This is a genomic window from Mesorhizobium sp. B3-1-9 (assembly GCF_006439595.1).
GTDB lineage: Bacteria > Pseudomonadota > Alphaproteobacteria > Rhizobiales > Rhizobiaceae > Mesorhizobium.
The window spans coordinates 242,284-261,512 of the sequence record NZ_VFTJ01000006.1 but is presented as its reverse complement, the minus strand read 5'-3'; the positions used below and the strand labels follow the sequence as shown (position 1 = coordinate 261,512).

Sequence of the window (19,229 nt, the reverse complement as noted above, 5' to 3'; positions counted from 1 at the left end):
GGATTTCCGCTGCTCGAAAACGAATTCAGGCTTTAGGGCCTGGTAGAGCCGTGCGTTTTGTCCTGGCCGGGTGAATTTCCGGCCGATACGCACTATATGGAACTTACTCCGCCGCGAGTCCCTCCGTGGGACGCGATTTCGGCGGTGCCATAGTTTGAAAACTGCCGGGCCTTGACCCCGGCGTGGATGGAGAACGCTTATGCCTGCTGTGCAGGAGACGATCGATCGGGTTCGAAAGATCGACGTCGACCAGTATAAATACGGATTCCAGACAGAGATCGAGATGGACAAGGCCCCCAAGGGCCTGAGCGAAGACATCATTCGCTTCATCTCGGCCAAGAAGGACGAGCCGGACTGGATGCTCGAATGGCGTCTGGGGGCCTATCGTCGCTGGCTGACGCTGGAAGAGCCGACCTGGGCGCGCGTCCACTATCCGAAGATCGATTTCCAGGACATCCACTACTACGCCGCGCCGAAGAGCACGCCGGGACCGAAGTCGCTGAGCGAAGTCGACCCTGAACTGCTCAAGGTCTACGAGAAGCTCGGCATCCCGCTCAAGGAGCAGGAGATCCTGGCCGGCGTGCAGAAGACCGCAGCTGTCGACGCGGAAGAAGACGAGGTTGGCGACAACGTCTACAAGTCCGGCCGCGTCGCGGTCGACGCCGTGTTCGATTCCGTTTCGGTTGTCACCACCTTCAAGAAGGAGCTGGCGCAGGCCGGCGTCATCTTCTGCTCGATCTCGGAAGCGATCCGCGAGCATCCGGAACTGGTCAAGAAGTATCTGGGTTCGGTCGTGCCGACCTCGGACAATTTCTACGCGACGCTGAATTCCGCCGTGTTCACCGACGGCTCGTTCGTCTTCGTGCCCAAGGGCGTTCGCTGCCCGATGGAGCTGTCGACCTATTTCCGCATCAACGAGAAGAACACAGGCCAGTTCGAGCGCACGCTGATCATCGCCGAGGAGGGGGCTTACGTCTCCTATCTCGAAGGCTGCACGGCGCCGCAGCGCGACGAGAACCAGCTGCACGCGGCGGTGGTCGAGCTGATCGCGCTCGACGATGCCGAGATCAAATATTCGACTGTGCAGAACTGGTACCCCGGCGACGCCGAGGGCAAGGGCGGCATCTACAATTTCGTCACCAAGCGCGGCGACTGCCGCGGCGACCGTTCGAAGATTTCGTGGACGCAGGTCGAGACGGGTTCGGCGATCACCTGGAAATATCCGAGCTGCATCCTGCGCGGCGACGATTCCTCTGGCGAGTTCTATTCGATCGCGGTGTCGAACGGTTATCAGCAGGTGGATAGCGGCACCAAGATGATCCATCTCGGCAAGAACACGTCGAGCCGCATCATCTCCAAGGGCATCGCCGCCGGCTTCTCGCAAAACACCTATCGCGGCCAGGTCTCGGCGCACCGCAAGGCGGCCAATGCGCGCAATTTCACCAATTGCGATTCGCTCCTGATCGGCGACCAGTGCGGCGCGCACACCGTGCCTTACATGGAAGCCAAGAATTCGACGGCGCAGTTCGAGCACGAGGCGACGACGTCGAAAATCTCCGAGGACCAGAAGTTCTACGTCATGCAGCGCGGTATCCCCGAGGAAGAGGCGATCGCGCTGATCGTCAACGGCTTCGTCAAGGATGTCATCCAGCAGCTGCCGATGGAGTTCGCCGTCGAGGCGCAGAAGCTGATCGGCATCAGCCTCGAAGGCAGTGTCGGATGAGCGCAGAGAAATGGTTCAGGCCGAAGCGCCTCGGCTATGGCGCGACGCCCGACAACTGGAAAGGCTGGGCTTTCGTGGTCGCCTGGATCCTGATCGCTGTCGCGCTATCGATAGGTCTGATCGATCTCGGAGTCCCGGCTTGGCTGATCATTCTCATTGTCGTTGCCCTGACGGGCGCGACAATCCCGCTCATTAAAGCCAAGACGGACGGCGACTGGCGCTGGCGTTGGCATTGAATTTGAACGGACAGATTTTGGAACGGAACGAAAATGCTTGAGATCAAGAACCTGCACGCCCGCATCGTCGACGACGGCACCGAGATCATCCGCGGCCTGAATCTCTCGGTGAAAGCCGGCGAGGTCGCCGCCATCATGGGCCCGAACGGCTCGGGCAAGTCGACGCTGTCCTACATCCTCGCCGGCCGCGAGGACTATGAGGTGACGGAGGGCGACATCCTCTATAACGGCCAGTCGATCCTCGAAATGGATCCGGCCGAGCGCGCCACGGCCGGCATCTTCCTCGCCTTCCAGTATCCGATGGAGATACCGGGCGTGGCGACCATGGAATTCCTGAAGGTGGCGATGAACGAGCAGCGCAAGGCGCGCGGCGAGGAACCGCTGAAGGTTCCGGAATTCCTCAAGCGCGTGAAGGATGCCGCTGCCTTGCTCAACATGGATATGGCGATGCTGAAGCGGCCGCTCAATGTCGGCTTCTCCGGCGGCGAGAAGAAGCGCGCCGAGATCCTGCAGATGAAGCTTCTGGAGCCGAAGCTCTGCGTGCTCGACGAGACCGATTCCGGCCTCGACATCGATGCGCTGAAGATCGTCTCGGACGGCGTCAACGCGCTGCGTTCGCCGGAGCGCGCCATCGTCGTCATCACCCACTACCAGCGCCTGCTCGAGCACATCGTGCCGGACTCGGTGCACGTGCTCTACAAGGGCCAGGTCATCAAGTCGGGCGACAAGTCGCTGGCGCTCGATCTCGAGGCCAACGGCTATGCCGGCGTGATCGGCGAAGCGGCGTGAGATGGCAGTCGAGGCAAGAGCCATGAATATGCATGCACAGCCCCAGCGCACATTGGCCGAGACGGCGCTGATCGATGCCTTCGGCGAGCGGCTGTCGCTGCTGCCCGGCGACGGCGCGGTGATGGTCAAGCGCGACGGCGCGATCGAGGCGATCAAGCACGGCCTGCCGACGCGCCGCGTCGAATCTTGGCATTATACGGACCTGCGCCGGCTGCTCACTTCGGTGCCGGCGTTCGAGACCGACGCTGTCGTCAAGGCGCTGGCGCCGATCCTTGAAGGCTCGGCGGTGCTGCCGGTGCTGAACGGCGTCTCGCAGTCGAAGCTGCAGGAGATCGAAGGCGTCGCGGTGCAGCGCCTGTCGGAGAAGCTGACCGATGGCAGCGTGGCTCCGGGACTGGACCCCTACGGCAGCGACGACGCCATCGGCGCGCTCAACACCGCCTTCGTCGCCGACGGCTTATTCGTCGATATCGCCGACGGTGTGGAACTGGAAAAGCCGGTCGAATTGCAAAACCTGCAGGCCGGCGGCCAGTCGCATGTGCGGCTCTTGGCGCGTGTCGGCGCCGGCGCCAAGGCGATTGTCGTCGAGCGCCAGACGGGCGAGGGCGACGAGGCGCTCGTCTCTTCGGTCAGCCAGCTCGTGGTCGGCGACGGCGCGGAAGTGACCTGGTTGATCGTTCAGGAGCAGCCGGACACGGCAACGCATCTTGCCCAGTTCAAGGCGCATATCGGCAAGGATGCCAAGCTGACGCTGTTCGTGATGAACGCCGGCGGCAGGCTCGTTCGCCAGGAGGTCGTCGTCAGGACGACGGGCGAAGGCGCCGACTTCAAATTGCGCGGTATCAACCTTCTCGCTGGCGACACCCATACCGACACCACCATGGTGCTCGACCACGCCGTGCCGCACACGACCTCGACGGAAGTGATCCGCAATGTGGTGACCGGCAAGGCGCGCGGCGTCTTCCAGGGCCGCATCAACGTGCATCAATACGCGCAGAAGACCAACGCCAAGATGGCCTGCAACACGCTGCTTCTGTCGGACGACGGCGAGTTCTCGACCAAGCCGGAGCTGGAGATCTTCGCCGACGACGTCGTCTGCGGCCATGGCGCGACGGTCACCGAGATCGACCACAACCATCTGTTCTACCTGATGGCGCGCGGTATCGACGAGAAGTCGGCGCGGGGCCTTCTGGTGAAGGCATTCGTGGCCGAAGTGATCGAGGAACTGGACGACGAGGCGCTGGTCGAAGCGCTGGAAGCGCGGCTCGACGGCTGGTTTTTGACGCACGGGTAGCGCCTACCTTCTCCCCTTGTGGGAGAAGGTGGCCGAGCGAAGCTCGGTCGGATGAGGGGTGTTGGAAGGATCGCGGCTTCGGCCGACAAGGACTTCGAAATGGACCAGAAGATCGAAACCACCCCATATGACGTCGAGGCGATCCGCCGCGACTTCCCGATCCTGTCGCGCCAGGTCTACGGCAAGCCGCTGGTCTATCTCGACAATGGCGCTTCGGCGCAGAAGCCGCAGGTGGTGCTCGACACCATCCAGCACGCCTATTCCCAGGAATACGCCAACGTGCATCGCGGTCTGCATTTCCTGTCGAACGCGGCGACCGACGCCTATGAGAATGCGCGCAAGTCGGTGCAGCGTTTTCTCAATGCGCCGAGCACCGACAACATCGTCTTCACGTCCAACACCACCTCGGCGATCAACACGGTCGCCTATGGCTGGGGCATGCCCCGGATCGGCGAGGGTGACGAGATCGTGCTTTCGATCATGGAGCACCACTCCAACATCGTGCCGTGGCATTTCATCCGCGAGCGGCAGGGCGCCAAGCTGATCTGGGTGCCGGTCGATGATCTCGGCGCCTTCCATATCGAGGAATTCGAAAGACGGCTGACCGACCGTACCAAGCTCGTCGCCATCACCCAGATGTCGAATGCGCTGGGCACGGTGACGCCGATCAAGGAGATCGTGCGCGTCGCGCATGCGCGCGGCATTCCGGTCCTCGTCGATGGCAGCCAGAGCGCCGTCCACATGCCGATCGACGTGCAGGATCTCGACTGCGATTTCTTCGTCTTCACCGGACACAAGGTCTACGGCCCTTCCGGAATCGGCGTGCTCTACGGCAAGAAGGACAGGCTGGAAGAGATGCGTCCCTTCATGGGCGGCGGCGAGATGATCGAGGAAGTGACGGAGGACATCGTCACCTATAACGAGCCGCCGCACCGCTTCGAGGCCGGCACCCCGCCGATCGTGCAGGCGATCGGGCTGGGCGCCGCGCTCGATTACATGGAAAAAATCGGCCGCGAGCGCATCGTCGCGCACGAGGCGGACCTCAAGACTTACGCGCATGAGCGGCTGCGGGCGATCAACTCGCTGCGCATCTTCGGCGACGCGCCCGGCAAGGGCGCCATCATCTCGTTCGAATTGCAGGGCATCCATGCGCACGACGTGTCGATGGTGATCGACCGGCAAGGCGTCGCGGTCCGTGCCGGCACGCATTGCGCCCAGCCTCTGTTGAAACGCTTCGGCGTAACCTCCACATGCAGGGCATCGTTCGGCATGTATAATACCAGGGCCGAAGTGGACGCCTTGGCCGAGGCGCTTGAAAAGGCGCGAAAGTTCTTCGGGTGACGATGATGGACGACGTGAGCACCACCGCAGAAAAAGCGCCGGAAACGGCCGCGAACGGCATCGTTTCGGCCTCGGCGATCCCCGCCGATGAGCTGGCGCGGCTGACCGACGACATCGTCTCGGCGCTGAAGACGGTCTACGACCCAGAAATCCCGGCCGACATCTATGAGCTCGGCCTCGTCTACAAGATCGACATCGAGGACGACCGCTCGGTCAAGATCGACATGACGCTGACCGCTCCGGGCTGCCCGGTGGCCGGCGAGATGCCTGGCTGGGTCGAGAACGCCGTCGGCGCCGTCGAAGGCGTCTCCGGCGTCGAGGTCAACATGACGTTCGACCCGCCATGGACGCCCGACCGCATGTCGGAAGAGGCGCAGGTCGCGGTCGGGTGGTATTGAGCTTGACTTGCACGCTAGGTGAAACTTCACCATCTTAAGGGCAGACTCATTCCGCGGGCCTTGAACCCGCGCGAACGTGGAGAATGATATGGGACGCTTCGCCGTCATCACGATGACCGAAAAGGCCGCCGACCGGGTGCGCGAGATCGTCGCCACGCGCGAAGGTGCGCATGGCATCCGGCTCGGCATCAAGAAGGGCGGCTGCGCCGGCATGGAATACACGGTCGACCTGGTCACCGAGCCGAACCCCAAGGACGACCATATCGAACGCGACGGCGCGCATGTCTATGTCGCGCCGGAAGCGGCGTTGTTCCTGTTTGGCACCGAGATGGATTTCGAGCAGACGACGCTGCGCACCGGCTTCACCTTCAGGAATCCGAACCAGAGCTCGGCCTGCGGCTGCGGCGAATCCGTCGAGCTGAAGCCTGCCGACCTCAAGGCGCTTGCCGAGGCACGCGCCTCGGCCTGACCAAGCCCGCCGGCGCTTCCGCTCAGTCCGGCAGCGCCGCAATGACGACGAGCTCGACAACAAGATCCGGCTGCGCCAGGGCGGCGACGCCGATCACTTCCGATGGCGGCGGGTTGTTGTGGCTGCAGTGCTTCGGGCAATGTTCGGCGAAGAATTCGTCCAGCACGTCCAGACGAAAGTTGGGTGAGCTGAGAACGCCGCCGGACGGGAAAGGTCCTTTGACGTAGAACGTCACCTTGACCAGATGGTCGAGCGAGCTGCCAAGCTCCTCCAGATCCGACTTGATGTTCGCGAGGATCTCGCGCCACTGCGTTGCCGCGTCGCCAACGGCGCCCCCTTGGTGTTTCGACGGATCGTAATCGTCGATGGTGGCGGTGTTGCCGGACAGAAAAACATATCCCTTCGCGTCCGAGACGACCGTGCCCTTGCCCCAAGGCATCAAACGATCGCCTTTGAATTTCTTGTGCGTCGTGAGGTTCATTTCGGCCTCCTGTCGCTAATCCACCCACATCCCCGTCCGTTTGTGCCAGTCGGCGATCGATTCCTCGGGATAGACGTCGAACACCTTGTCCTTTTTCCCGACCACCGGCTCGACCCAGTTCGCCTTGTATTTCAGCATCAGATGCACCTTTTCCGGCGGCGTCGGCAGGTCGCTGTCGATCGCCGAGGCGAAGGGATGCACGAGGTCCGGCCAGGTCGGGTCGTAGAGCCACAGCGCTGCGCCGCATTTCCTGCAGAAATTGCGTTCGCCGGTCGAGACCTCGCAATGCGGATGCTCGTCGTCCTCGATCTCGGCGCGGTAGACACCGAGATTGCGCTTGCCGCTGATATCAAGCTCTCGCAGTCGGCGCCGAGATTGATGGCGAAACCGCCGCCGCCCTGCTGCTTGCGGCAGATCGAGCAGTAGCAGAGCATGAACGGCACCGGGGTGTGGCTTTCCACCTCGAAGCGGACGGCGCCGCAGCGGCAGGAGCCTTTGAGCAGGACGGGCATGGCGGGATCTCCGTTTTCCGATCTCAACCTGTCAGCATGCTTTTGGTTGCGGCGATGACAAGGCCCATGCCGGATGAGATGATCGCGGCATGGACAACGCGCGCCTTGAAGAATTGTTCGAAAGCCTGGGACCGATCAGCATCAGAAAACTGTTCGGGGGCAAGGGCATCTATTGCGACGGCGTCATCGTCGCGGTCGTCGTGCGCGGCGAATTGCTGCTCAAGGCCGACGAGGAGAGCATCCCCGACTTCGAAGCCGCCGGCTGCAAGCAATGGACCTATACAGGCTCGCGGCACGGCAAGGAGGTGGCGATGCCATACTGGAGCATTCCCGACGAGGCTTTCGACGACCCCGACGAAATGGCGGTATGGGCGCGGCGCGCTTACGAGGCGGGACGAAGGGCGGGGAGATAATTTTCGAGGGCGTTGTGGCGGCCTTTTGGAGATGCCGAGGGACAGCACCCCTCTCTGTCCTGCCGGACATCTCCCCCGCAAGGGGCGAGATTGACCCTCGCCACGACTTTCGCCAATCGCCGACGTTGCAAGAAGAATGCCGGCGGCCAAGCTGCTAATCTCGCCCCTTGCGGGGGAGATGGCAGGCCAGAGGGGGTGTGACGGAACGCGGCGTTCGCTTTTGGCTATCGCTGCCGGTAGCTGAGCGTTTCGCGCCTACAACGCCTTGGCAATCTCCGCCGCCAGCCGAGCATTGTTCTCTACCAGCGCGATGTTGGTCTTCAGGCTGCGGCCGCCGGTGAGCTCCAGGATCTTCGACAAAAGGAACGGTGTCACCGCCTTGCCGGTGACGTTCTGGGCTTCGGCGGCCTTCTGCGCGGCTTCGATATAGCCGGCCATTTCGTCGGCCGGGATCTCGTCGTTCCGCGGCACCGGATTGGCGATGAGGATGCCGCCGCCGAGGCCCAGCGCCTGCCGCGTGCGATAGAAATGCGCAATGTCCTGCGGCGCATTGAGCGTCAGCGGCGCGCGGAAGGGCGACTGCCTCGACCAGAAGGCGGGCATGGTCTCGCAGCCATGTCCGATCACCGGCACGCCGCGCGTCTCCAGCACTTCCAGCGTCTTTTCGATATCGAGGATCGCCTTGGCGCCGGCAGAGACGACGACAACCGGCGTGCGCGCCAGCTCGTCGAGATCGGCCGAGATGTCGAAGCTCTTTTCCGCGCCTTTGTGGACGCCGCCTATGCCGCCGGTGGCGAAGACCTTTATGCCGGCCATATGCGCGGCGATCATGGTGGCCGCAACGGTGGTGCCGCCGGTACGCTTTTGAGCGACGGCGAAGCCGATATCGGCGCGCGACAGCTTCATGGCGTCACCGGTCATGGCAAGCGATTCGCGCTCGCCGTCGGACAGGCCGATCTTGATGCGGCCGTCGACCACGGCGATCGTCGCCGGCAGCGCGCCGCCATCGATGATGATCTGTTCGACCTTGGCGGCCATCGCGCCATTGTCGGGGTAGGGCATGCCGTGGGTGATGATGGTGCTTTCCAGCGCCACCACTGGCCGGCCGGCGGCAAGCGCCTCCGCCACGGGCGGGTGGATGTCGACGAAGGGGCGGGCGGTGTCGGGTGTCACGGCTGTCTCCGATCAGGAGGAAGTGGATGTCTGGTGGCCCTATGCCACCTCCCGCGCCTCCGGCACAAGGCCGAGCGCCTGCGTGAAGTTGCCCGCCGTGAAGGACGGAACGGCCTCCGGGCTCTCGATGGCAAGCATCGCCGCGGCAAGGCCCTCGCGCAGCGCGGCACGCAGCGGCAGGCCGCGCAGCAAGGCGGCGACGGTTGCGCCGGTCAAGGCGTCGCCGGCTCCGGTCACGTCGGCAACCTTGCGCGGCGCGGGTGGATCGATCTCGAAGACGCCGGTGTCGTCGAAGCCCAGAACCGGGGCGCTGCCGGACGTGACCACGCCGGCATTCAGGCCGGCCCGCCTGAGCGCGTCGACAAGGGTTTCGCCGGATAGCTCGGCGCCGGCCAGCGCGGCGGCTTCGCGGCGGTTCATGAAAAGCAGCGACAGGTCGTCGAGCAGCGGCGCCAGGCGGACGACCTTGGCCGGCGAGACGGCGATGGCGAAGACCGGCCGGCCACCGGCAAGCGCTACCAGGCGCTCCAGCGCCGCCGTCGGCAGGTTGGCGTCGCACAGGATGGCGTCGGCCGCGGCTATCGCCTCGCGCACCTTGGAACGCCTCATCTGCTTGGGGAAGGCAAGATCGTAGAGCGCCATGTCGGCCAGCCCGACGATCAGCTCACCTTCGGCGTCGATCAACGCCGTGTAGCTCGGCGTCGTGCGGTCGAGGAACACCACCGAGAGGTCCGCTATTCCGGCGTTGTCGATCGCCAAGGCGACGGTGTCGGCCGCAGCGTCGCCGCCGCGCACCGATATCAGCGAGGCCGACACGCCGCGCTTCACCACGCTGCGCAGCGCGTTGAAAACCACGCCGCCGACGTCCTCGCGCATGATGCCGGGATTCGAAGCGGCGGGCACATAGGCGCCCGAGACCTGGCCGCGCCGGTCGATATGGGCTCCGCCCAGCGCCAGGATTGTTGGGGATGTCGGCATGCGGATATGGTAACCTTGGTTGATAGTTGGCTGCGCACACTAGGTTTCTGCGCGTCGCCCCGCAATCGGCGCCGCGATTCGGGACATGCGGATATCAAATCTCTTCTGGACCAGTGGTTCTGTTTCGCTCCAGCCCTGGTGGGACAAAGAAAGAACATATCCAGATATTGATTGCTTTTCAGCTGCTTGCCGCCTCTTGCCAAATGAGAACAAAAAAGGTACAAAACAAGCAGGGATCACGGATTGTCCGGCCTTCATTGACGACCAAGGGGTGATGTATCATGGCTCAGAATTCTTTGCGGCTTGTAGAGGATAAGGCAGTGGACAAATCAAAGGCTCTGGATGCGGCGCTGTCGCAAATCGAGCGCGCTTTCGGCAAGGGCTCGATCATGCGGCTCGGCGCCAACGAGCAGGTGGTCGAGATCGAAACCGTGCCGACCGGCTCGCTCGGTCTCGATATCGCGCTCGGCGTCGGCGGCCTGCCGCGCGGCCGCATCATCGAGATTTACGGGCCGGAAAGCTCGGGCAAGACGACGCTGGCGCTGCATACGGTGGCGGAAGCCCAGAAGAAGGGCGGTATCTGCGCCTTCGTCGATGCCGAGCACGCGCTCGATCCGGTTTATGCCCGCAAGCTTGGCGTCGACCTCGAGAACCTTTTGATCTCGCAGCCCGACACCGGCGAGCAGGCGCTGGAGATCTGCGACACGCTGGTGCGCTCGGGCGCCATCGACGTGCTGGTCGTCGACTCGGTGGCGGCACTGACGCCGCGGGCCGAAATCGAAGGCGAGATGGGCGATTCGCTGCCCGGTCTTCAGGCTCGCCTGATGAGCCAGGCGCTGCGCAAGCTGACCGCCTCGATCTCGCGCTCCAACACAATGGTCATCTTCATCAACCAGATCCGCATGAAGATCGGCGTCATGTTCGGCTCGCCCGAGACGACCACCGGCGGCAACGCGCTGAAATTCTACGCCTCGGTGCGCCTCGACATCCGCCGCATCGGCTCGGTCAAGGACCGCGACGAGGTCGTCGGCAACCAGACCCGCGTCAAGGTGGTGAAGAACAAGCTGGCCCCGCCCTTCAAGGTGGTCGAGTTCGACATCATGTATGGTGAGGGCGTGTCGAAGACTGGCGAGCTGATCGATCTCGGCGTCAAGGCTGGCGTCATCGAGAAGTCGGGCGCCTGGTTCTCCTACAATTCGCAGCGCCTCGGCCAGGGTCGCGAGAACGCAAAACTGTTCCTGCGCGACAATCCCGATACGGCGCGTGAGGTCGAACTTGCATTGCGCCAGAATGCCGGGCTGATCGCCGAGAAATTCCTCGAGAATGGCGGCTCCGAAGGCGGCGACGACGGTTTCGAGGACGAAGCCGGCGCCTTGTAGGGCCGGTTCGTTGCAGGAAGACCGCCCAGCAGTTTCCTGTTCGGGATTGGGCGAAAGCTATTCGTCGGCTTAGCCGGAGTTCGGCCACAATCCTTGTTTATCGTCTTATACTTATGTAATCGAGTTCTTGAGTATTGCATACCCGAACCGCCGGCCTTCGCGCCGGCGGTTTTGCATTTTGCAGGCGGCGCCGGGCCGTCGCTCGCCGGCGGATTGACCTAAAGCGCGTCGCGTCGAAACGGATTCACGCGACGCGCTTTAGGTCGTTGCTTGATGCATGTCGTTGTCGCAAAACCGAGGTCACTTTTGCGCGACATGCACTAACTCCGTGTTTCTGGACAGGCTCAAGAGCTACGGCTAAAAGGCCCATCTATCTTCTGGAAACACCAAAGCCCATCAGCCGCCGGCGACGCCGGCGGTTCTCGCGAAAAGGCAGTACGCAATGAGTGGCGTGAACGATATCCGGTCGACATTTCTCGACTACTTCCGCAAGGAGGGCCACGAGATCGTCGCCTCCAGCCCGTTGGTGCCGCGCAACGATCCGACACTGATGTTCACAAACGCAGGCATGGTGCAGTTCAAGAACGTCTTCACCGGCCTGGAGAAGCGTCCCTACTCGCGAGCGTCCACCGCGCAGAAGAGCGTGCGTGCAGGCGGCAAGCACAACGACCTCGACAATGTCGGCTATACCGCGCGCCATCTCACCTTCTTCGAGATGCTCGGCAATTTCTCGTTCGGCGACTATTTCAAGGAGCGCGCGATCGAGCTTGCCTGGAACCTGATCACCAAGGGTTTCGGCCTGAAGAAGGACAAGCTGCTCGTCACCGTCTATCACACCGACGACGAGGCGGCCGGTTACTGGAAGAAGATCGCCGGCTTCTCCGACGACCGCATCATCCGCATCCCGACCTCGGACAATTTCTGGGCGATGGGCGACACCGGCCCGTGCGGTCCGTGCTCGGAAATCTTCATCGATCGCGGCGAGCATATCTGGGGCGGCCCGCCCGGCAGCCCGGAAGAGGACGGCGACCGGTTCCTGGAATTCTGGAACCTGGTGTTCATGCAGTATGAGCAGGTGACGAAGGAAGAGCGCATCGACCTGCCGCGTCCCTCGATCGACACCGGCATGGGCCTGGAGCGCATGGCCTCCATCCTGCAGGGCGTCGAAAGCGTCTTCGAGACCGACCTGTTCAGGCATTTGATCGACGCGGCGTCCTCGGCGCTAGGCCAGGGGCCGAACCAGGAGAACGTCGGGTCGTACCGCGTCATCGCGGATCATCTGCGCTCGTCCTCGTTCCTGGTGGCAGATGGCGTGCTGCCGTCGAATGAGGGGCGCGGCTATGTGCTGCGCCGCATCATGCGCCGTGCCATGCGCCATGCGCAGCTGCTTGGCGCCAAGGAGCCGCTGATGTGGCAGCTGGTGCCGGCGCTGGTACGCGAGATGGGCCAGGCCTATCCCGAGCTCGTGCGCGGCGAGGCGCTGATCACCGAAACCTTGAAGCTCGAGGAAACGCGCTTCCGCAAGACGCTGGTGCGCGGCCTCGGACTGCTCTCGGACGCCACCGAGACGCTGCATGCCGGCGACATGCTGGATGGCGAGACGGCCTTCAAGCTCTACGACACCTATGGCTTCCCGCTCGATCTGACGCAGGATGCGCTGCGCCAGCGCAGCATCTCGGTCGATATCGCCGGCTTCACCGACGCGATGGAGCGGCAGAAGGTCGAGGCGCGCGCGCATTGGACGGGCTCGGGCGAGGCCGCGACCGAAACGGTATGGTTCTCGGTGCGCGAAAAGAGCGGCGCCACCGAATTCCTCGGCTATGAGACCGAGCAGGCGGAAGGCATCGTCCAGGCCCTGGTCAAGGACGGCAAGACCATCGACAGCGCGAGCCAAGGCGATGCGGTCGCCGTGGTCGTCAACCAGACGCCGTTCTACGGCGAATCCGGCGGCCAGATGGGCGACACTGGCGTGATTTCCGGCGAGGGTTTTTCAATCGATATCTCGGACACGCAGAAGAAGGCCGATGGTTTGTTCGTGCATCTCGGCAAGGTGGCCAAAGGTACGGTCAAGACGGGTGATGCCGTCGAGCTGAAGGTCGATCATGCCCGCCGCTCAAGGCTGCGCGCCAACCATTCCGCGACGCATCTCATCCACGAGGCGCTGCGCGAGGTGCTGGGCACCCATGTCGCGCAGAAGGGCTCGCTGGTGGCGCCCGACCGGCTGCGCTTCGACATCTCGCACAACAAGCCGATCTCGGCCGATGAGCTCGAGGAGGTCGAGCGCATGGCCAACGAGATCGTCGTGCAGAACAGCCCGGTGACGACGCGTCTGATGTCGGTCGACGACGCGATCGCCGAGGGCGCCATGGCGCTGTTCGGCGAGAAATACGGCGATGAGGTACGCGTCGTGTCGATGGGCACCGGCCTGCATGGCGCCAAGGCAAACCGGCCTTATTCCGTCGAGCTTTGCGGCGGCACGCATGTGAAATCGACCGGCGATATCGGCTTGGTGCGCATCCTGTCGGACAGCGCGGTGGCGGCCGGCGTGCGCCGCATCGAGGCGCTGACCGGCGAGGCGGCGCGCAGGCATCTGGACGAGCAGGACAGGCGGCTGAAAGCCGCGGCGGCGACCTTGAAGATCTCGCCGGCCGATGTGCCGTCGCGCGTCGAGGCGCTGCTCGAAGAGCGCAAGAAGCTCGAAAAGGAGCTTACCGAAGCGCGCAAGAAACTGGCGCTTGGCGCCGGCCCGGCCGTATCCGATGCTCCGCCCACCAACGAGACCGTCGCAGGTGTCGGCTTCCTCGGCAAGGCGGTCAGCGGCGTGGCGCCGAAGGACCTGAAGCCGCTGGCGGACGCCGGCAAGAAGACGCTCGGCTCCGGCGTGGTCGTCTTTGTCGGCGCCGGGGAGGACAACAAGGCGAGCGTGGTCGTCGGCGTCACCGACGATTTGACCGGCCGCTTCAGCGCCGTCGATCTCGTGCGCGTCGCGTCCGCCGCGCTTGGCGGTCAAGGCGGCGGCGGCCGTCCCGACATGGCGCAGGCCGGCGGCCCCGATGCCTCCAAGGCAAACGACGCGATCGCGGCGGTCAGGGCGGCGCTGGAAGCGGCGTGACGGTCGGGGCGATCGGCTGTAGCTCAGGCCGGCTCCCAACTCTCCGAGGGCTGCGCTGCCCCTCATCTGGCTGCCGCCATCTTCTCCCCGTTGAACGGGGAGAAGGGCGCTGTTATCGCGGCTTTCGCCAATAGTCTGCGTTGCAGAAAAGGCGCCGGCGTTGCAATCGCTTCTTTCTCCCCGTTTTACGGGGAGAAATGCCCGGCAGGGCAATGAGGGGCGGCGCCGAGGCTGAGCGAGTTACGCGACCTTTTCCGTCCGCGTAAAGCTCGGCCGTCCGGCTATTCGGGCATACCAATCCCGGATATCCGCAAAGCGCGCCAGCAGATCGCGTCCTTCCGCGACCTTGAGGAAATAGGCGATGATCGGGGCCGCATGCAGGTCCGCCAACGTCAACTGGTCCCCGAGCAGCCACGGGCCCTTAGCCTTCAGCGAGGTCAGAACCTTGAGCACCGTCTCAGCCTGGCTCAGCCCGCTGGCAATCAGTGCCTCATTCGCCGGCGTCTTTTCCAGCCGTTCGACGGCAACGTCCCAGACCATCGCGCGATAACCATAGGCGTCGAGCATGCCGATGATCTGGCCCATCCTGGCGCGGCCGCGCACGTCGGCCGGCTGCAGCGCGGGACCATCGAAGGCTTCATCGACATAGCGCGCGATTGCGCCGGTCTCGAACAGGTGAAAACCGTCATGCTCGAAGGCCGGGATGCGGCCGAAGGGATGATGCTCCAGATACCAGACCGGAATGCCCTCGGCGGCGAAGATGTCGAGCGGCACCAACTCGTAGCCGATGCCTTTCTCCTCCAGCGCCATTCGCGCGATGCGCACATAGACGCTGTAGTCGGCGCCGTAGAGAGTTGGCTTGGCCATCGATCAGCTCTCAATTTTGCCCGTCGCAGTGTCCAAAAAAGCGAAGGCTCCTCGCGGAGCCTTCTGTGTGCCGTAAGGTTGGGCTACCCCATCGCCTTCTGCAAATTCTCGTCGATCTTGTCGAGGAAGCCGGTGGTCGAGAGCCAAGGCTGGTCGGGGCCGATCAGCAGCGACAGGTCCTTGGTCATGAAGCCAGACTCGACGGTCTGGATGCAGACCTTTTCCAGCGTCTCGGCGAAGCGCTTCAGCGCGGCGTTGTCGTCGAGCTTGGCGCGGTGCGCCAGGCCGCGCGTCCAGGCGAAGATCGAGGCGATCGAATTGGTCGAGGTTTCCTCGCCCTTCTGGTGCTGGCGGTAGTGGCGCGTCACGGTGCCGTGCGCGGCTTCCGCTTCCACCGTCTTGCCGTCCGGCGTCATCAGCACCGAGGTCATCAGGCCGAGCGAGCCGAAGCCTTGCGCCACGGTGTCGGATTGCACGTCGCCGTCATAGTTCTTGCAGGCCCAGACATAGCCGCCCGACCATTTCAGGCTGGAGGCGACCATGTCGTCGATCAGGCGGTGCTCGTACCAGAGTTTCCGCGCCTTGAATTCGGCCTCGAACTCCTTCTCGTAGACTTCCTGGAAGATGTCCTTGAAGCGGCCGTCATAGGCCTTGAGGATGGTGTTCTTGGTCGAGAGATACACCGGGAAGTTGCGCAGCAGGCCATAGTTCAGCGAGGCGCGGGCGAACTCGCGGATCGACTCGTCGAGATTGTACATGGCCATGGCCACGCCGGCGCCCGGCGCGTCATAGACGTCATGCTCGATCACCTGGCCGTCTTCGCCGACGAACTTGATCGTCAGCTTGCCCTTGCCGGGGAAGCGGAAGTCGGTGGCGCGGTACTGGTCGCCGAAGGCATGACGGCCGACGACGATCGGCTTGGTCCAGCCCGGCACCAGGCGCGGCACGTTCTTCATGATGATCGGCTCGCGGAAGATGGTGCCGCCGAGGATGTTGCGGATGGTGCCGTTGGGCGACTTCCACATCTTCTTCAGCTTGAATTCCTCGACGCGCGCCTCGTCGGGAGTGATCGTCGCGCATTTCACGCCGACGCCGTATTTCTTGATGGCGTTGGCCGAGTCGATCGTCACCTGATCATTGGTGGCGTCGCGGTTCTCGATGCCGAGGTCGTAATATTCAAGCTTCAGGTCGAGATAGGGGTGGATCAGCTTGTCCTTGATGAACTGCCAGATGATGCGGGTCATCTCGTCGCCGTCGAGTTCGACGACCGGGTTCGCCACCTTGATCTTCGCCATGGAAAGAATGCCTCGTTGCTGGGGGATCTGAACGGCCTTGCCCGCATGGTTTCGGCCGGGGATGCGGAGCGTATATCAAAGGCTTTTTCAGCGCGCAAACCGCGATCCGCGCCGGAGCGGACGGGTGCCGCTGTCGTGAATGCTTCATTTTCCGGTCCGGATGTGGCAGGGGACGCCGAAACGCCGCAAACCCCGGTTACCCACAGCTATGCCAGCCATCGAAAATACAGCCAAGACCGCTTCCGCCGGACCGGCCATCATCCTGGTCGAGCCGCAGCTCGGCGAGAATATCGGCATGGTCGCCCGCGCAATGGCAAATTTCGGCCTATCCGAGCTCAGGCTGGTCAACCCGCGTGACGGCTGGCCGAGCGAGAAGGCGCGCGCGGCCGCCAGCCGGGCCGACCACGTCATCGACGCCACCAGGGTTTTCGACGATCTGGCCTCGGCGGTCGCCGACCTGAACTTCGTCTTCGCCACGACGGCGCGCGAGCGCGACGGCTTCAAGCCGGTGCGCGGTCCCGTGGAAGCGGGCAGGGCGCTGAGAGCACGTGTCGAGGTGGGCGAGCGTACCGGCATCCTGTTCGGCCGCGAGCGCTTCGGCCTCTATAATGACGAGGTCGGGCTCGCCGACGAGATCGTCACCTTCCCGGTCGATCCCGGCTTTTCCTCGCTCAACATCGCCCAGGCGGTGCTGCTGATGTCCTATGAATGGATGAAGTCCGGCCTCGCCGACGAGACCCGGACCAACTTCTCCGGACCGGAGCTTGTGCCGGCGACCAAGGAGCAGTTGCACAGCCTGTTCGCCTATCTGGAAAACGCGCTGGAAGCGCGAGGCTACTTCCGCCCGGAAGAAAAGAAGCCGAAGATGGTCGACAATCTGCGCGCCGTGTTGACTCGCGCGGGCTTTGCCGAGCCGGAACTGAAGGTGCTGCGCGGCATCATCTCGTCGCTCGACCGGTTCTCGCCGGCCATGCCGCGCGGCGACGGCTCGCCCGGGGACGATCCGAGACGATTGCCGGCCGGTGCACGCAGTCGCGCCAAAGACGAAGAAAGTTAAAATCGGTAAGCTGTGAGCATTTGAAGTAACCGAATTTTATTCGGTTATACGCCATCCTGACCGCAATAGTGGGGGTGGCACATGTTTTCGTCCAATATTGGTCGACTGCGCTTTTTCCTTTACTCTCTCGGCCTCGCCGTGGCCGAGACTGTGGTGATCCTTATCTGCATTGTCAGCACGATCGGCTTCGAAGGGCTGATCAATTCGGGGCCTGGTCCGGCGCGGCAGGGCATGGCGGGCGCCGTCCTCATCGCCTCCCTCGTCTTTGTCGCGCTGCGCGGCAACATCGCCTCGCGCCGCACCCGCGATGCCAACGGGCGCCGATGGATCCTGTGGGCCTACATCGCCCTTTCCGCCGTCTACGCGCTTTTGCAGGCAGGCGTGCTGCTGGTCGTCAAATTCGGCGATCCCGAGAGCATTCCAGGCGGGCTGAACCTGCTTGGACTTTCGGTGTTCGGCCTCTGGTGCACGATCCTGTGGGCGAAGCCCGTCGCGGGCAGCAATATCGATGAATTGACCGATGTTTTCGACTTCGACGGTCCGCTGCCGGCACCAGCGCGTGCCGGACGCACCGTAACAGCCAGCGTGCCGGCCGCCCCACGTGCCGCCGCTTCCGCCGCGCGCGTCCCGCCGGCACCGCAGCCTTTCGGCAGGCCGCGCCCCGCCGGCTTCGGCAAGCGCGGGATTTGAGTAAGTCTTAGAGATAGAGCATGACGTCGTCCGAAAACCGCTTCACACTTTTCGGCACCATGCCCTGGCGCCTGCGCAAAAGCTGCTCGCATTCGCCTCTTCAAGACCACGATCATTCGCGATAGAAGCGCCGTCGGTCCAATCATGGGCCTGACGCTTCTCATGGCCGGATGACAATGAGCGATCGATCAAGCCAACGCCCGATCCTGATGTTCGATTCCGGCGTTGGGGGGCTCACCGTGCTGCGCGAGGCGCGCGTGCTGATGCCCGATCGCCGATTCGTCTATGTCGCCGACGACGCGGCTTTTCCTTATGGCGCCTGGGAGGAACCGGCGCTCAAGGATCACATACTTACGCTGTTCCGCAAGTTGCTCGATCGGCTTCAGCCGGCGATTTCGGTCATTGCCTGCAACACCGCCTCGACCCTGGTGATCGATGCGCTGCGCGACAAATTCCCCGGCCATCCTTTCGTGGGCACCGTTCCGGCAATCAAGCCGGCCGCCGAACGCACCCGCTCCGGCCTGGTATCGGTGCTGGCGACGCCCGGCACGGTGAAGCGCCAATACACGCGCGATCTGATCAGCAAATGGGCGCAGAAATGCCATGTGCGCCTGGTCGGCAGCGACCGGCTGGCCGGGCTCGCCGAGATTTACATGCGCCAAGGTTTCGTCGACGAGGAGGCCGTGCGCGCCGAAATCGCGCCCTGCTTCATCGAGCGCGACGGCAACCGCACCGACATCGTCGTGCTCGCCTGCACGCATTATCCGTTTCTCGCCAACCGCATGCGCAAGACCGCGCCCTGGCCGGTCGACTGGATCGATCCGGCCGAGGCGATCGCGCGGCGCGCCATGTCGCTCATCGAACCGGTCGGAGAGACATCGGGCGAGAGCGAGCCCGATCTCGCCGTCTTCACTTCCGGCAAGGTGGATTTTGCCACCAGGCGACTCATCCAGGGCTTTGGACTGACCGCGCGCTAAGGCGTGTCGATATTCAGGTGAGGCCGGCCTGCAAATGCCAGGTTC

General features: G+C 63.6%; 18 protein-coding genes and 1 pseudogene. 13 read left to right on the top strand and 6 right to left on the bottom strand.

Translation table 11 applies throughout. From position 1 onward, the window contains the following. Positions 1–199 precede the first annotated feature (199 nt). The 7 genes from sufB to sufA all read left to right on the top strand — a co-directional run bounded on the left by sufB (position 200) and on the right by sufA (position 6,250). Positions 200–1,723 carry a Fe-S cluster assembly protein SufB gene (gene sufB / locus FJW07_RS13875; protein WP_140647793.1) on the top strand — a complete coding sequence of 508 codons (1,524 nt, stop codon included), beginning with the start codon at positions 200–202 and terminating at the stop codon, positions 1,721–1,723. After that, positions 1,720–1,959 carry a hypothetical protein gene (locus FJW07_RS13870; RefSeq protein ID WP_140647792.1) on the top strand — a complete coding sequence of 80 codons (240 nt, stop codon included), beginning with the start codon at positions 1,720–1,722 and terminating at the stop codon, positions 1,957–1,959. Before sufB ends, FJW07_RS13870 begins: the two co-directional genes overlap by 4 nt. 33 nt (positions 1,960–1,992) lie before the next feature. Continuing rightward, the gene (sufC, locus tag FJW07_RS13865; protein WP_140856999.1) at positions 1,993–2,748 is read left to right on the top strand and encodes a Fe-S cluster assembly ATPase SufC; all 756 of its coding nucleotides are present in this window, start codon (positions 1,993–1,995) and stop codon (positions 2,746–2,748) included. Between the two features lie 22 nt (positions 2,749–2,770). Further along, positions 2,771–4,042 carry a Fe-S cluster assembly protein SufD gene (gene sufD, locus FJW07_RS13860; protein WP_140856998.1) on the top strand — a complete coding sequence of 424 codons (1,272 nt, stop codon included), beginning with the start codon at positions 2,771–2,773 and terminating at the stop codon, positions 4,040–4,042. Positions 4,043–4,141: 99 nt separating this feature from the next. After that, entirely contained in the window at positions 4,142–5,383 is a 1,242-nt protein-coding gene (locus FJW07_RS13855) for a cysteine desulfurase (RefSeq protein WP_140856996.1), read from the top strand. A 5-nt stretch (positions 5,384–5,388) separates the two neighbouring features. Beyond that, positions 5,389–5,781 carry an SUF system Fe-S cluster assembly protein gene (locus FJW07_RS13850; RefSeq protein WP_140647788.1) on the top strand — a complete coding sequence of 131 codons (393 nt, stop codon included), beginning with the start codon at positions 5,389–5,391 and terminating at the stop codon, positions 5,779–5,781. Between the two features lie 88 nt (positions 5,782–5,869). Then, positions 5,870–6,250 (top strand): Fe-S cluster assembly scaffold SufA, encoded by a 381-nt coding sequence (gene sufA, locus FJW07_RS13845; protein WP_140647787.1) that lies wholly within the window; start codon positions 5,870–5,872, stop codon positions 6,248–6,250. 22 nt (positions 6,251–6,272) lie between these two features. On the opposite strand, the gene FJW07_RS13840 is transcribed toward sufA, so the two are convergent. Next, positions 6,273–6,731 (bottom strand): RidA family protein, encoded by a 459-nt coding sequence (locus FJW07_RS13840; RefSeq protein WP_140856994.1) that lies wholly within the window; start codon positions 6,729–6,731, stop codon positions 6,273–6,275. 15 nt (positions 6,732–6,746) lie between these two features. Then, positions 6,747–7,243 (bottom strand): annotated as a pseudogene (locus FJW07_RS13835) (GFA family protein). Positions 7,244–7,332: 89 nt separating this feature from the next. On the opposite strand from FJW07_RS13835, the gene FJW07_RS13830 reads away from it, so the two are divergent. Beyond that, complete coding sequence (locus FJW07_RS13830; protein ID WP_140783295.1) at positions 7,333–7,656, top strand: TfoX/Sxy family protein; 324 nt, start codon at positions 7,333–7,335, stop codon at positions 7,654–7,656. Positions 7,657–7,911: 255 nt separating this feature from the next. On the opposite strand, the gene FJW07_RS13820 is transcribed toward FJW07_RS13830, so the two are convergent. Both FJW07_RS13820 and FJW07_RS13815 read right to left on the bottom strand, forming a co-directional pair. Beyond that, positions 7,912–8,829 carry a pseudouridine-5'-phosphate glycosidase gene (locus FJW07_RS13820; RefSeq protein ID WP_140856992.1) on the bottom strand — a complete coding sequence of 306 codons (918 nt, stop codon included), beginning with the start codon at positions 8,827–8,829 and terminating at the stop codon, positions 7,912–7,914. Between the two features lie 39 nt (positions 8,830–8,868). Further along, positions 8,869–9,807, bottom strand: coding sequence for a carbohydrate kinase family protein (locus FJW07_RS13815; RefSeq protein WP_140856991.1), 939 nt, complete (start codon positions 9,805–9,807; stop codon positions 8,869–8,871). Positions 9,808–10,088: 281 nt separating this feature from the next. Here FJW07_RS13815 and recA point away from each other — a divergent pair, with 281 nt between their 5' ends. Together recA and alaS are read left to right on the top strand one after the other, a co-directional pair. Beyond that, positions 10,089–11,186, top strand: a complete 1,098-nt coding sequence (gene recA, locus FJW07_RS13810) for a recombinase RecA (RefSeq protein ID WP_095765184.1) — start codon at positions 10,089–10,091, stop codon at positions 11,184–11,186. A gap of 442 nt (positions 11,187–11,628) precedes the next feature. Further along, complete coding sequence (gene alaS / locus FJW07_RS13805) at positions 11,629–14,298, top strand: alanine--tRNA ligase (protein WP_140856989.1); 2,670 nt, start codon at positions 11,629–11,631, stop codon at positions 14,296–14,298. A 240-nt stretch (positions 14,299–14,538) separates the two neighbouring features. Here alaS and FJW07_RS13795 read toward each other — a convergent pair whose 3' ends face one another. Together FJW07_RS13795 and FJW07_RS13790 are read right to left on the bottom strand one after the other, a co-directional pair. Next, complete coding sequence (locus FJW07_RS13795; protein ID WP_140856987.1) at positions 14,539–15,165, bottom strand: glutathione S-transferase family protein; 627 nt, start codon at positions 15,163–15,165, stop codon at positions 14,539–14,541. 83 nt (positions 15,166–15,248) lie between these two features. Then, positions 15,249–16,460, bottom strand: a complete 1,212-nt coding sequence (locus FJW07_RS13790) for an NADP-dependent isocitrate dehydrogenase (protein ID WP_140647518.1) — start codon at positions 16,458–16,460, stop codon at positions 15,249–15,251. Positions 16,461–16,668: 208 nt separating this feature from the next. On the opposite strand from FJW07_RS13790, the gene FJW07_RS13785 reads away from it, so the two are divergent. The 3 genes from FJW07_RS13785 to murI all read left to right on the top strand — a co-directional run bounded on the left by FJW07_RS13785 (position 16,669) and on the right by murI (position 19,184). After that, the gene (locus FJW07_RS13785; RefSeq protein ID WP_140710322.1) at positions 16,669–17,517 is read left to right on the top strand and encodes an RNA methyltransferase; all 849 of its coding nucleotides are present in this window, start codon (positions 16,669–16,671) and stop codon (positions 17,515–17,517) included. An 81-nt stretch (positions 17,518–17,598) separates the two neighbouring features. After that, positions 17,599–18,207 (top strand): hypothetical protein, encoded by a 609-nt coding sequence (locus FJW07_RS13780; RefSeq protein WP_140710324.1) that lies wholly within the window; start codon positions 17,599–17,601, stop codon positions 18,205–18,207. A gap of 176 nt (positions 18,208–18,383) precedes the next feature. Continuing rightward, the gene (gene murI, locus FJW07_RS13775) at positions 18,384–19,184 is read left to right on the top strand and encodes a glutamate racemase (RefSeq protein WP_140647515.1); all 801 of its coding nucleotides are present in this window, start codon (positions 18,384–18,386) and stop codon (positions 19,182–19,184) included. Positions 19,185–19,229 lie beyond the last annotated feature (45 nt).